General features: G+C 66.6%; 13 protein-coding genes. 4 read left to right on the top strand and 9 right to left on the bottom strand.

Going from position 1 to position 12,002, the window contains the following annotated elements; genetic code table 11:
• Positions 1 to 43: 43 nt before the first annotated feature.
• Together AC5Y7E_RS17515 and AC5Y7E_RS17510 are read right to left on the bottom strand one after the other, a co-directional pair.
• Positions 44 to 484, bottom strand: coding sequence for a Fur family transcriptional regulator (locus tag AC5Y7E_RS17515; RefSeq protein WP_499916372.1), 441 nt, complete (start codon positions 482 to 484; stop codon positions 44 to 46).
• Between the two features lie 95 nt (positions 485 to 579).
• Entirely contained in the window at positions 580 to 1,863 is a 1,284-nt protein-coding gene (locus AC5Y7E_RS17510) for a L,D-transpeptidase (protein ID WP_499950011.1), read from the bottom strand.
• Positions 1,864 to 2,019: 156 nt separating this feature from the next.
• Here AC5Y7E_RS17510 and AC5Y7E_RS17505 point away from each other — a divergent pair, with 156 nt between their 5' ends.
• Both AC5Y7E_RS17505 and AC5Y7E_RS17500 read left to right on the top strand, forming a co-directional pair.
• Positions 2,020 to 2,799, top strand: coding sequence for a hypothetical protein (locus AC5Y7E_RS17505; RefSeq protein ID WP_499950010.1), 780 nt, complete (start codon positions 2,020 to 2,022; stop codon positions 2,797 to 2,799).
• 62 nt (positions 2,800 to 2,861) lie between these two features.
• The gene (locus AC5Y7E_RS17500; RefSeq protein ID WP_499950009.1) at positions 2,862 to 4,352 is read left to right on the top strand and encodes an FAD-dependent oxidoreductase; all 1,491 of its coding nucleotides are present in this window, start codon (positions 2,862 to 2,864) and stop codon (positions 4,350 to 4,352) included.
• Positions 4,353 to 4,361: 9 nt separating this feature from the next.
• Here AC5Y7E_RS17500 and AC5Y7E_RS17495 read toward each other — a convergent pair whose 3' ends face one another.
• Positions 4,362 to 5,405 (bottom strand): class I SAM-dependent methyltransferase, encoded by a 1,044-nt coding sequence (locus AC5Y7E_RS17495; RefSeq protein WP_499950007.1) that lies wholly within the window; start codon positions 5,403 to 5,405, stop codon positions 4,362 to 4,364.
• Between the two features lie 69 nt (positions 5,406 to 5,474).
• Positions 5,475 to 6,662, bottom strand: coding sequence for a glycosyltransferase (locus AC5Y7E_RS17490; RefSeq protein WP_499950006.1), 1,188 nt, complete (start codon positions 6,660 to 6,662; stop codon positions 5,475 to 5,477).
• A 465-nt stretch (positions 6,663 to 7,127) separates the two neighbouring features.
• Here AC5Y7E_RS17490 and AC5Y7E_RS17485 point away from each other — a divergent pair, with 465 nt between their 5' ends.
• The gene (locus tag AC5Y7E_RS17485; protein ID WP_499916361.1) at positions 7,128 to 8,519 is read left to right on the top strand and encodes a PPE family protein, SVP subgroup; all 1,392 of its coding nucleotides are present in this window, start codon (positions 7,128 to 7,130) and stop codon (positions 8,517 to 8,519) included.
• 56 nt (positions 8,520 to 8,575) lie between these two features.
• On the top strand, positions 8,576 to 9,418 hold the full coding sequence (locus tag AC5Y7E_RS17480; RefSeq protein WP_499950005.1) for an MOSC domain-containing protein: 843 nt from the start codon (positions 8,576 to 8,578) through the stop codon (positions 9,416 to 9,418).
• A gap of 30 nt (positions 9,419 to 9,448) precedes the next feature.
• On the opposite strand, the gene AC5Y7E_RS17475 is transcribed toward AC5Y7E_RS17480, so the two are convergent.
• From AC5Y7E_RS17475 to AC5Y7E_RS17455, 5 genes are read right to left on the bottom strand one after another with little or no spacing between them, the layout of a single operon-like run.
• Positions 9,449 to 9,700 (bottom strand): hypothetical protein, encoded by a 252-nt coding sequence (locus AC5Y7E_RS17475; protein ID WP_499916357.1) that lies wholly within the window; start codon positions 9,698 to 9,700, stop codon positions 9,449 to 9,451.
• Positions 9,697 to 9,912 carry a DUF3072 domain-containing protein gene (locus AC5Y7E_RS17470; protein ID WP_499950003.1) on the bottom strand — a complete coding sequence of 72 codons (216 nt, stop codon included), beginning with the start codon at positions 9,910 to 9,912 and terminating at the stop codon, positions 9,697 to 9,699. The genes AC5Y7E_RS17475 and AC5Y7E_RS17470 overlap by 4 nt, the downstream gene beginning before the upstream one ends.
• Before the next feature lie 58 nt (positions 9,913 to 9,970).
• Complete coding sequence (locus tag AC5Y7E_RS17465; RefSeq protein ID WP_499950002.1) at positions 9,971 to 10,189, bottom strand: DUF6480 family protein; 219 nt, start codon at positions 10,187 to 10,189, stop codon at positions 9,971 to 9,973.
• Positions 10,190 to 10,193: 4 nt separating this feature from the next.
• The gene (locus AC5Y7E_RS17460) at positions 10,194 to 11,429 is read right to left on the bottom strand and encodes a zinc-dependent alcohol dehydrogenase (RefSeq protein ID WP_499950001.1); all 1,236 of its coding nucleotides are present in this window, start codon (positions 11,427 to 11,429) and stop codon (positions 10,194 to 10,196) included.
• Positions 11,430 to 11,443: 14 nt separating this feature from the next.
• Complete coding sequence (locus tag AC5Y7E_RS17455) at positions 11,444 to 11,932, bottom strand: hypothetical protein (protein ID WP_499949999.1); 489 nt, start codon at positions 11,930 to 11,932, stop codon at positions 11,444 to 11,446.
• Positions 11,933 to 12,002: the final 70 nt, after the last annotated feature.

Here is a 12,002-nt window from a genome sequence, read left to right as displayed (position 1 = left end):
CTTTCGAGGGTGGGTGAATCGGGCTGCGATCACGGGCTGTGATCTAAGAACCTGTGGCCGAGCAGTCGGCACACAGGCCCCAGTAGATGACTTCGGCCTCGTCGAGTACGAAGCCATCAAGAACGTTGTCGTCGTCCGAGGGCGTCAGACACGGAGCGTCGCCGACGGCGCAGTCGATGTCGGCGATGATCCCGCAGGAGCGGCAGACGACGTGGTGGTGGTTGTCGCCGACGCGCGATTCGTAGCGCGCCACCATGCCCAGGGGCTGGATGCGCCGAACCAGGCCCACGGTGGTCAGCGCGTTGAGAACGTCATAGACGGCTTGGCGCGAGACCTCGGGGAGGCCGACTCTGACGGCCGAAAAGATCGTTTCGGTGTCGGCGTGCGGATTGGCGTCGACGACTTCCAGCACGGCAACCCTGGGCCGCGTCACCCGCAAATCGGCCATCCGCAACCTATCCGCGTAATCGGCCGTCGACGACACGCCACCAATATGACGCACTTATCTGGAACGAGTCAAGACTTTATTGTGAAGTGGGGCACAACTTCGGGTTACGAATGAGCTAGCTCACGCGACGATCAGGTGGGCTTCAGCGCGCTGCCTTTGCGCCACTGGTCCCAGCTGAGGGTCCAGTCGCCGTTCTGCGCCAACGTCAGGGGAGGTCCGCCGCTGTTGCGAACCTCGACGACGTCCCCGGGTACCGAAAAGTCGAAGAACCATTTCGCGTTGTCGGCATTGAGGTTCAGGCAGCCGTGCGACGTGTCGCGGTGTCCCTGAGCCCATACCGTCGCGTCGAGCTCGTGCAGATATATGCCGTCGCTGCTGATCTTGGTGGCCCAGTTGATGGTCTCGCGGTATCCGAGTCTGGAATTCTTGGGCAGGCCGAAGGTCGAGGAGTCCATGATGACGGGATTGCCCTTGTCCAGGACCGTGTAGATCCCGGAGGGCGTCCACAGCGAGATCGCCTTGCCGCCGACGTTTTCGGTGCCGCCCATTCCCATGGACGTAGGCATCGTGCGCTGCAGGTTCCCGTTGCTGAAGACGCTGACCTGATGGGTCGCGTCGTCGGCGATCGAGACGTGCGCATCGCCGATACGGAACGACACCTTGGTGTCGTCTTGCCCGAATAGGCCATCGCCCAGGGCTATTCCGTAGATCTTCGCCTCGGCGGTGACGTTTGTGCCCGGCGGGTAGTAATGCTCGGGCCGCCAGTGCGCGTTCTGATCGTCGACCCAATACCAGGAACCCTCTACTTTCGGGTCGGTGGTCACCGACAGCTGCCGCTCGGCGGCGGCTCGATCGGCGACCTTCTCGTCGAAGTGCGCCACGATCACCGTTCCGACACCGTAGGTGCCGCCGTCGCGCAACGCGGCTTCCGACGTGGTGGTGAACGACACCTTGGTCTGGTTGGACGGTTTCAGCGTGGAGAACGACGAAACCTGTTTGGCCGCAACACCGCCGACACCGCTGCTGGTGATCGTCAGCGTGTAGGTGCGCCCGTAGCCCAGTGGGACGGTGGGCTTCCACACCGTGTTGTCCGGCGTCATGACACCCTCGATCGGTTTGCCGCTCTCGTTGACCATGTCGACGCTTGTCAGCGTCCCGTTGTCGGCTTTGACCGTGACCGGGGCGACCGGGTCGACGTCATGCGCGTCGGCGCTAGGAGTGATCGTTATTTGGGCTGGCCCAGCGGTTTTCGCGGGCGCGCCGCCCTGCCCGCAGTGACCGCCCAGGCAATGTGAGGTCGCAACGTATGTCGCGGCCACCGCAGCGACGATCACGCAGACCGCAAGCAAGAGTCGGCGAGGCCGGCTGACCCGCAGGATTCGGCCGGCCAGCTGATCGCTGTTCTTGGACATCATGAAGCTGCCGAATCCCTGCTTTCTGGTTCTCGCAGGCCTGAGAATCCTGCCCCGGCGAAGTCGATGTTGTAGATGAGGTATCCCGCGACATGCGGTTTTTAAACCGCCCGGGATGACGCGGGCCTGCAACCGGCTTCCGCGAGAGATCATGGCTGCATGGTCGATGAGGAACTCGACGGCCTCTATGACGTGGCGCCGAAGGAGTTCACCGCGGAACGCGCCCGATTGGCCGCCGCGGCGAAGGAACGCGGCGACGACGCGGCCGCCAAACGGATTTCCGGCATTAACAAGCCGACGACGGCGGCGTGGGTCATCAACCGGCTGGCTCTGCGGCACGCCGACACTCGGCAGCGGCTGGCCGATCTCGGTAAGCGATTGCGCGCCGCGCACTCGGCGATGGACGGCGGCCGCATCCGGGACTTGTCAGCCGAGCAACACAAGCTCATCGACGAACTCACCCGCAAGGCGCTGCAGGCGGCCGACCTGACGCAACCGTCGGCGACCGTGCGCGAAGACCTGACCGGCACGCTGCAAGCCGCCATCGCCGACCCGCGGATCGGCGAACGGCTCGGGAGGCTGACCCGGCCCGAGCAGTGGTCGGGCTTCGGCGCCTTCGGCGACGCGGCGCCGGAAGCGGGGGACTCATCCAGCGAACCGGCGAAGCGGCGGAGCACGCCGGGGCAGCGACGGCGCGAAAAACTGAGCGCGGCCCTTGCCACCGCGGAGCGCACCAAGGCAGAGGCCGACGACCTGGTGGCCGAGCGACAAGCCGAGCGGGATGCCGCCCAACAGCGCCGCGACGCCGCGGCAAGGGCACTGCGGGCGGCCGAGCAGGACCTCAAGGGTGCCGAAAGGGACTATGCCAAGGCCCAGCAAGCCCGTCGGGCCGCTACGAAAGCTGTGACCGAGGCAACGAACCGGTTGAAACGGGCCTGAATCCGGCTAAGCGTTTCCCCGCGCCCGGCCGGGGTATCAGCAAAGCCGTGACTTCTTTATGGATGACCGAACGAACCGAACAGCCTTGGGCCTCAAGCCAGCTTGACCAAGAGTCCGGGTCCGCCGATGTCATCGTCGTGGGCGCCGGCATCACCGGCCTGATGACAGCGGTCCTGCTGGCCCGCGCGGGCAAGGACGTGCTGGTGCTGGAGGCGCGCACGGTGGGGGCGTGCGCGACCGGCAACACCACCGCCAAGATCAGCCTGCTGCAGGGCAGCCAGCTCTCCAAGGTGCTGCCGCGGCACGGCAAGGACGTGGCACGCGCATACGTCGACGGCAATCGTGAGGGCCAGGAGTGGGTGCTGGACCACTGCGAGGCGAACGGCGTGGCCGTGCAGCGCGAGGATGCCTACACCTACGCCCAGTCGGTGCGGGGAGTTCCGAGGGCGCGAGCCGAACTCGCGGCGTGTCAGGCGGTCGGTCTGCCGGCGGTGTGGGACGACGATGCCGACGTGCCGTTCGCCTATCACGGCGGTGTGCGGCTGGCCGACCAGGCGCAGTTCGACCCGATGTCATTCCTCGACTCGTTGGTCGTCGAGCTGCTCGCTCGCGGTGGGCGGCTAATCGAGCACACGCGGGTGCGGCGGGTCTCTTGGCGCGGCAAGAAGGTGCGCGTGCACGTCAACGACGCCGCCCAGCGAGACGTCGAACTTCAGGCCGGCCAGCTGGTGCTCGCGACGGGCATCCCGATCCTGGATCGCGGCGGCTATTTCGCGCGGGTGAAGCCGAGCCGGTCCTACTGCTTGGCGTTCAAGGTTCCGGGCAACATCACCCGGCCGATGATGATCTCCACCGACTCGCCGACGCGTTCGGTGCGCTACGCGCCGGTCGCGGACGGGGAGCGGCTGATCGTGGGCGGCGCCGGCCACACCGTGGGCCGGGAGAAGAGTCCGTCCGAGGCGCTGAACGAGCTGTCGACGTGGACCCGCAAGCATTACCCGGGTGCGGTGCAGACCCATTTCTGGTCGGCGCAGGACTACACGCCCATCGACCATCTGCCCTATGTGGGCCCCATCCTGCCGAACAACGAAAGCATCTTCATCGCAACGGGTTTCAACAAGTGGGGGATGACCAACGGTCCCGCTGCGGCGTTGGCGCTGTCGAGTCGCATCCTGGGTGGGCGGATGGATTGGGCCCGCGCGTTCGCCAGCTGGAGTCCGCACGAGCTGACGGGCCTGACGACGGCCTTGCAGGCCAACCTCGAGGTCGGCTTCAACCTGACGAAAGGGTGGATCACCCCGGCGATCCGCACGCACCGCCGCAGCCCGGTCGACGGCGAAGGCGGGGTGGTGAGTGGCCCGCCGTGGCGTCTGGAGGCCCGCTGCCGCGTCGACGGGACCGAGCACCGCGTCTCACCTGTCTGCCCGCACCTGGGCGGGATCGTGAACTGGAACGACGCCGACAACGCGTGGGAGTGTCCGCTGCACGGGTCACGGTTCGCGCCCGACGGCACCCTGCTGGAAGGGCCGGCCACCCGCGACCTCACCGCCTAGACCTGCGGGTCAGCCGGCCTTTTGAAACACGAGCCAGCGCAGCTCTATTGGGGAATCGTCGCGCTCGAGATCGAACACATCGAGGCCGCCGGCCCAACCTTCGAACCAACCCGTCGGCGGCCAGGCCTCCGCCGGGACCCGCGCCTTCTCGTACTCGTAGGCGGGGTCGTCGGCGATTTGCTCGAGAGGTAGGCCGGCCGCGGCGGCCGTCACCTCGTCGCGGGTGAAGATCATACTGTTGCACTGCTGGCTCAGTTGCACCGCGACGTCGTCGGGAACGTAGCCGTCGCGCGCCAGGAAGGTGTTGAACACCAAACGCCCACCGGGCGCCAGGCAATCGGTGGCGAGGTCGAACATGCCGCGCAACTCGTGCGTCGTGCGGAAGTCGGACACCACTTCCGAAAGCACCATCAGCTGGTACTGCTCGCGTACGTCCTCCATCGCGGTGAAGACGTCGTCTTGAATGACGTTCACGCGCAACGATTCCCCGGTGGCTTCCGAAACCATCACCTCGGCGAACTTCGCGGTCAGCTCGACCGCATCGACCGGATGTCCGCGGCGCGCCAGTGCCAGCGCGTTACGCCCTGTTCCCGCGCCGACGTCCAGCACCCGATAGGTCGAAGGGTCGTCCGCCTCGGCGGCCAGCGCCAGCACGCGTGCGTCCGGCTCGGTGCCGAACAGCGGCGGCGGGCGGATGTCCATCCACTGCTGGTAGTCGGCCTCAACCGTGCGCCAGTCGGCCTGGACGCGGAAATTCACGCCCTCCCCGAAAGGAGCGTGATACGAGATGAGGACGTCGGAACGATGGGATGCCCGGAAAGCCTTCGCCAGCTCCACTTCCAGCGCGGCCCGCAGGTGTGCGGACTGTTCGGGGGTGTACCAGACACCCAGGGTGGCGCAGATGTTGCCGCACAACAGGACGTACTCGTCGATCAGGGCCGGCACCGCCGGCACCCTGATCTGACCCTCGGCCGACAATCGGCGGTACAACCGCCTGATCATCGCTTCGCGCAGCATCGACGGATCGAACGATCTATTCGGCGGATCCTGCACCAGAACCTTCTACACGACCGGCGGAGTTTGCACCACCGCCGCGGCGGACGGGCGGTTCGCGCCGCCCGATCAAACCGAGCGTGCCGTGCGGGCAGCCTCTTCGAGGAGATCGGCGGCGTAGGCAACGCTGTCGGCGGGTTTACTCATCTGCGCGGCGACCTCGTGGGCGCGAGCGGCGCATTGCGGAGTGAGGATGGTGCGTAGATCGGCGACCAGCGAGTCCAAAGTGCTTTCCGAAAAGGCGCGTCCCGAACCGACTTTCATTTGTTCGACGGCGGCCGCCCACATCGGCTGGTCCCATACCGTCCACAGGATGAGGGTGGGGACTCCGGCGCGCAGGCCCGCGGCGGTGGTGCCCGATCCACCGTGGTGGACCACGGCCCGGCAGGCCGGGAAGACGGCCGCATAATTCATCGACCTCACCACTTTGACGTGGTCGAACGGCGGGACATCGGTGAAGTCATTGGCACCGCTGCAAATCAACGCCCGCTCACCCAACCGCCCGCAGGCCGCGCTGATCACCGCGACAGTCTCGGCGGGAGAGCTGACGGGCGTGCTGCCGAACCCGAAGTAGATGGGGGGCGTCCCACCCGCTATCCAGGACAAGACCTCGTCGTCGCTGTCAGTCGGCAACTCCAGCGTCAGCGAACCGACAAAAGGACGCCGGCCACCCGGTTCCAGCCATTCGGCGGCGGGCCCGGGCAGGCAGAGCTCGTCGTAAGTCTGGATTTCCAACACCTCACTCGCCGGACGCGCCGTCGAATCGGTTTCGGGCAAGCCAAGCGCGCGACGTTGGACGGCTTCGGCATCCTTCGTCATGCCCGAATACAGGGCGCTCGACGGCATGATCCGTGCCGGGAAAACGTGTAACGCGGCGAGCGGGATGCCTTGCTGTTCGGCGACATTGCCGGCCAGCGCCTGATCGTTCATGTGCGCCACCAGCAGATCGGCGCCCGTTGCCAAGGACGACAACGTCGCGCTTTTATCCATCCAGATCCGCGTCACGCGCTCGACAACGTGCGACAGTCCGCTGACGCCGGACTGGAGCGATCCAAGCAATTCCTGAGCCGCAGTCATCCCACGTTGCGTATCCGGCCCGTACCCGACGGCGGCGAGCCCCGTCGACTCGACGAAGGCGGTCAGGTTGGGGGGGACCGCCAGGCTCACCTGGTGCCCTCGGTTCATCAGCGCGCGGCCGACCGCGGCGCAAGGCTCGACGTCGCCGCGGCCCCCGTAGGCGACCAGCACGATTTTCATCAGCAGACCTCATTCGCAGGGATCCCACAAATCCAAGCAGAAAGGACGTCGCGCGACCCGCTGGGAAGCCATCTCATCGAGCTGACCTGGCCTTTGCCGGTGCCAGGCGACTGGAAATCGGACCGGGAAAGTCGAGCTATGCGCGTTGCGCCCCGTTGAGAGCGGGCTGAGGGTGATTTGCGCAATACGCGCCTAACCCTTGCGAGTTTCCCTCGTCATGTGCAGGTAACCTATCGTTAACCCTCGGCAACAATTTCGCTGTATTGGTTGACGTGGGAGCACCTGCAAACGTGGAGACCGGTCCGCTAGCACTGGGGACGGCCCTATTCGGCTGTCTACTTCCGCGGCACCGGCGGCACCGGAGGGAATGCGATTTGTTTGCTGCTCGGTTGGCTACCCCCACACCACGCGCATCGGGGCCGTCGATGCCCTCGCGGCCCTGAAACGCGATCGGAGGAGAACGACATGGACTTCGCACTGCCGCCGGAGATCAACTCCGCGCGGATGTACGCCGGTCCGGGGTCGGGACCGATGCTGGCCGCCGCGATGGCCTGGGACGAGCTGGCCGCCGCGTTGCAATCGACGGCGACCTCGTACCAGGGCGAGATCACGGCCTTGACTTCCGGTCCGTGGGTTGGGCCGTCGTCGGCGTCCATGGTCGCAGCGATCACCCCTTACTTGGAATGGATGAGGACGACCGGCGCCCAGGCTGAAGAAACGGCCAACAAGGCCAGGGCCGCCGCGTTCGCCTACGAGACGGCGTTCGCCGAGACGGTGCCGCCGCCGGTGGTCACGGCCAACCGCACCCTGCTGGCGACGCTTGTCGCGACCAACATCCTCGGGCAGAACACGCCGGCGATCGCCACCACCGAGGCGGAGTACGCCGAGATGTGGGCGCGAGACACCGCGGCCATGATCGGCTACGCCGGTGCGACGGCCTCGGCCACCCGGGTGACACCGTTCACCCAGCCCGACCCGACCACCACCTCCGACGCCGGTCAATCCGAATCGGTGGCGAAGGCCGCCGCTACCGCCGCCGGAAGCACGCGCAACACCGTGGCCCAGCAACCGTTATCGGCGGTACCCAACCTGCTGACCAATGCGGCGGTGAACCCGGCCGCGGCCGCCGATCCGACGTCGTTGACGGACCTTCTGGGCCTGGAGAGCGACCTCATCGCCATCTTCCTCGACGCGCCGGCCAGCATCGCCGGCCTCACCGTCGACTCGCCTTCGGCCTCGATCGCCCTTCCCTTCGACATCGCCGGCGCGCTGACCGGTTTCCACACCGACGACATCGTCAGCGGTTGGGCCGGGGTGCAGTCCTGGCCGGGCACCGGCGCGGTGCCGCCCTCGCCATTCCCGGTGATCACCAACCCGGCGGGGGGATTCGGACCCCTGCTGTCGGCGGGGCTGGGTCAAGCGAACACCGTGGGTGGCTTATCGGTGCCGCCGGGATGGGCGGCGGCCGCTCCGGCGATCCGCCCGGCCGCCTTGGTGCTGCCGGCCACCAGCGCGGGGGCGGGCGCCGAAGTCGCCGCGGCCGCGGCCGCCGCCGCTCCCAGCGGCTCCGGGAGTCTGTTCGGCGAGATGGCCGTGGCGAGCATGGCGGGGCGCGCGATGGCCGGCACCGGTGGCGCCTTGGGGCGCGAGCGCGCCCGGGCCGGCGAGATCGAGAAGGCGACGCGCGAGGCGCCGAAGGAGCCGACGAAAGAGCCGGCGACACCGCCGCAGGTCGCCGCGGGTGGGCCGATCACGAGCATCGCCGCCGAGCTGCGCGAACTGGCGTCGCTGCGCGACGCCGGAATTCTGACGCAGCAGGAATTCGAAGAGCAGAAGAAGCGCCTGCTGCCAAGCTGATCCGTGTGGGCTCGACAGGGCACACTTATTGACGAACTCTGCAGTGAAGGCGCCGCATGGACAACTCGACCGCCTATACTCCCGCGCCCGTGCCGATGCGGGTGCAGGCGCTGCTTCGCTATCCGGTGAAGTCGATGCTCGGCGAAACCCTCGATCGCCTGCCGGTCGACGAACGCGGCGCCGAGGGCGACCGGCGGCTCGCGCTCCTCGACGCTGAAACCGGGCACGTGGCCAGCGCCAAGAATCCCCGGCTGTGGCGCTACCTGTTGACCTGCACCGCCCACGCCGATGCCCAGGGGGTGCGGATCAGCATGCCCGACGGAGCCGACGTGGCCGCCGATGATCCCGGCGTCGACGAGCTGATGTCGCGGCTGACCGGTCGACGGGTCAGGTTGGTCACTCAACGCCCCGAGGGGGCGACACTGGTACGTCCCGATCCGGAGAAGCTGCTGGAATTGGGTCTGGACACCGAGGTGGACGGTCGCATTCTGCGGATCGCTGCGGCCACCCCCGGCGACTCGTTCACCGACGAAGCTCCATTGCACGCGATCACGACGGCCACCCTGGAGCACATCGGCGTGGAGGCGCTGCGGTACCGGCCGAATCTGGTGATCACGACACCACCCGGCCGCCCCCCGTATGCCGAAAACGATTGGGTGGGCGGCGAACTCGTCATCGGTGAGACGCGGCTGCGCGTCCTCACGGCGACGTCACGCTGCGTGGTTCCCACCCTCGAACATGGCCCACTGCCGCGGGCTCCCCAGGCCCTTCGCATACCGGCGGCCGAAAACCGCTTGAACACAGGCGGTCACGGTGCGCAACCCTGCGCCGGCGTCTACCTCGCGGTGGTCACCAAGGGCGTCATCCGGGTCGGTGACCAGGTCACCGTCGGACCGTAACCGCTTCCGCGGCAACGCATCGAAGTAGCGTCACCCACCCAGATTGCGCACCGCCGTGTCGAGGTCTTCCGCTTGCTCGGCCAACTCGCGGTCGGACAACTCCGCATGTCCAACCCGCTGCACCAATTCCTGGCGCGTCGCGAGCTGCAGGGCGCCTCGGTATTCGTCTGAGTCCAGATCCGCCGGCGTGACGACCGCGGCGCGCCCCTGAATCACCACCAGCGCCGCGTCCGGCTCCGGGCTGGCCAGCAACTGTCGCACGTCCTCGGCGCCGATCGTCACGAGCCACCCCGCCCGGTTCGTTGTTGCAACTCATCGATCAAGCGGGAGGCCTGGGCCTTCGTCAGATTCTCCGGGATCTGCTGGCCCGCTTCCTGCGCCAGCGTGTTCAGGTAGCTACGCTGCGGGCCGGTCATGGGCTCGTCGCCCGTCACCCACTGCGACGTGTCCTTCTCCGGATTCTCCTGTGGCGCCTGCGCGGCATCGTCGACCATGCATGTGGCTATGCCCACAACCGAGCCAACATAATCAGCAAGTGATGGTTCCGGCATCTCAGCCACCCATCCCGACGATCTTCATCACCAATAGGACTGCCACCGCGATGAACGCGACGGCGAAAATGCACACCGCGAGGACCGTGAGGGCGGAACTGGGAGTGAACCGCCGAGTATTCGGCGGTTGTGGCTCAGACACACCGGAGGTTTGGGGCGCGGCCGGGGGAGTGGTGCCCGGTGCGGCACCCCCTCCCGGCTCCAGCCCGGGAGTTTGCATCGGATCAGGATCGGGAGGTTGCGCGGTCATAATTGACACCGGCCTGTTCGTCGCGGGCGACGGTGGAAGCATTCGGTCGCATCGCCACCCGGATGCAGTCGTCCTTCTTGTTCTTGAATAGGTCGTAGGCCCGCACTCCCTCCTCGAGGGACACATCGTGGGTGATCAACTTGGCGGGATCGAGGTCGCCCTGCTGGACGTAGTCGAAGAGCCGCGTTATGTAGCGTTGTCCGTGTTGCTGAGCCGTTTTCAGGGTCAAACCCTTGTTGGTCAATACGCCAGTCGGGAACTTGTCGGTCAAGCCGTACACCCCGAGCACCGACACCACTCCGCCCTTGCGGCAAGCCAGAATCGCCTGTCGTAGCGCGGTGGCGCGATCTGTCTCCATTCGCAGCAGTTGCTTGGCCCGGTCGTAGAGTTGCTGCACTCCGGTGCCGTGGCCCTCCATGCCGACCGCGTCGATGCAGGCGTCGGGCCCCCGCCCGCCGGTCATCTCCCGGAGCGACTCGTGGACGCTGTCGACGGCCTTGTAGTCGATCGTTTCCAGTCCGAACTCATTGCGCGCCAACGCCAACCGCTCCGGTATACGGTCGACGACTATGGCCCGCTCGGCGCCCAGCAGCAGGGCGCTGCGCGCGGCCATCAACCCGACACCGCCGGCCCCCCAGACCGCGACCGTGTCGCCGCCGGCGATGTCGCAGAAATCGGCGCCCATGAAGCCGGTGGGCACCGCGTCGGATAAGAACAGTGCCTGCTCATCGGTGATATCACCCGGAATCACAAAGCAATTCGTGTCGGCGAAGGGCACCCGAACGTATTGGGCGTGCGAACCCGCGTAGCCACCGAACGGATGCGTATAACCGTAGATACCGCCGGACGGATATCCCAACAACGGTTGTTGCAATTCGGCGTTGGGATTCGTTGTGTCGCAGCACGAGTACAACTCATGGTCGCAATACCAGCACCGGTCGCAGGCGATGAAGGACGGCACCACGACTCGGTCGCCGGCGTGGATCTCCCGCACCTGCGGACCTGTCTCCGCCACCACACCCATGAATTCGTGGCCGAACACATCACCGGCCCGCATGCCGGGCAAATACCCGTCGATGAAGTGCAAGTCCGAGCCGCAGGTGGTGGTGAGCCGGACTTCGACGATGACGTCGTGCGGATTGAGGATCTTGGGGTCGTCGACGGTTTCCACGGAGAGGTCGTTGACGCCGTTCCAGCACAGTGCGCGCATGCTCGGCCTTTCGCTTACCGCGCGGAATTCCGCGCGCTCGGGTTGGACTGGATGGTCGGAACCTCGCCGGTTTGCAGCAGGGCGCGTGACCGGTAAAGGATCTTGAAGGCCGCCGCGCCGGACAACAGCGCGGGCGCGGGCGATTTCAGGCACAGGGTGACCTCGGTGCCGAGGTCGTGCGGAGCGGGCCGATAGCGGACGACGATTTCGTTGCCGTCGCCGACGAAGCGAACCCCGTCGGCCTCTGCGACCAACGTCGAGTCCCAGGCCACATCGGGTTCCGCCGATAGCCGCCAGCGATAGCGGCCGCGTCCGTCGGCGTCGATTTCCGCGATGTCACCGAGGACCACGGATAGCTGGCCGGGATCGCGCCAGAACTGCTCGATCCGCTCCAAAGGACAAGCGATGGTCACCGTTTGTGCCCCGACGTTGCGGGGCGGCATGTCGATGATCTTGTTCACCACGCCCAGCACTTGGTTCTTCGCGGTCTTCACATAGCTCACCGCACGCTCCCTCCGTTGGAGCATTGCGGTACCCGCCTACATGCCACCCAAACGGCAGCTGGGCAAGGAG

The sequence above is a fragment of the Mycobacterium sp. NGS17 genome, assembly GCF_059813205.1.
Note: the sequence above shows the minus strand (reverse complement) of the source record. Positions and strands in the feature narration are given on the sequence as shown.

What these genes read in the sequence shown, in the direction of transcription:
- AC5Y7E_RS17510 (WP_499950011.1), bottom strand. Translation starts at nt 1,863, where the DNA reads ATGATGTCCAAGAACAGCGATCAGCTGGCCGGCCGAATCCTGCGGGTC.
- AC5Y7E_RS17505 (WP_499950010.1), top strand. Translation starts at nt 2,020, where the DNA reads ATGGTCGATGAGGAACTCGACGGCCTCTATGACGTGGCGCCGAAGGAG.
- AC5Y7E_RS17500 (WP_499950009.1), top strand. Translation starts at nt 2,862, where the DNA reads ATGACCGAACGAACCGAACAGCCTTGGGCCTCAAGCCAGCTTGACCAA.
- AC5Y7E_RS17490 (WP_499950006.1), bottom strand. Translation starts at nt 6,662, where the DNA reads ATGAAAATCGTGCTGGTCGCCTACGGGGGCCGCGGCGACGTCGAGCCT.
- AC5Y7E_RS17485 (WP_499916361.1), top strand. Translation starts at nt 7,128, where the DNA reads ATGGACTTCGCACTGCCGCCGGAGATCAACTCCGCGCGGATGTACGCC.
- AC5Y7E_RS17480 (WP_499950005.1), top strand. Translation starts at nt 8,576, where the DNA reads ATGGACAACTCGACCGCCTATACTCCCGCGCCCGTGCCGATGCGGGTG.
- AC5Y7E_RS17470 (WP_499950003.1), bottom strand. Translation starts at nt 9,912, where the DNA reads ATGGTCGACGATGCCGCGCAGGCGCCACAGGAGAATCCGGAGAAGGAC.
- AC5Y7E_RS17465 (WP_499950002.1), bottom strand. Translation starts at nt 10,189, where the DNA reads ATGCAAACTCCCGGGCTGGAGCCGGGAGGGGGTGCCGCACCGGGCACC.
- AC5Y7E_RS17460 (WP_499950001.1), bottom strand. Translation starts at nt 11,429, where the DNA reads ATGCGCGCACTGTGCTGGAACGGCGTCAACGACCTCTCCGTGGAAACC.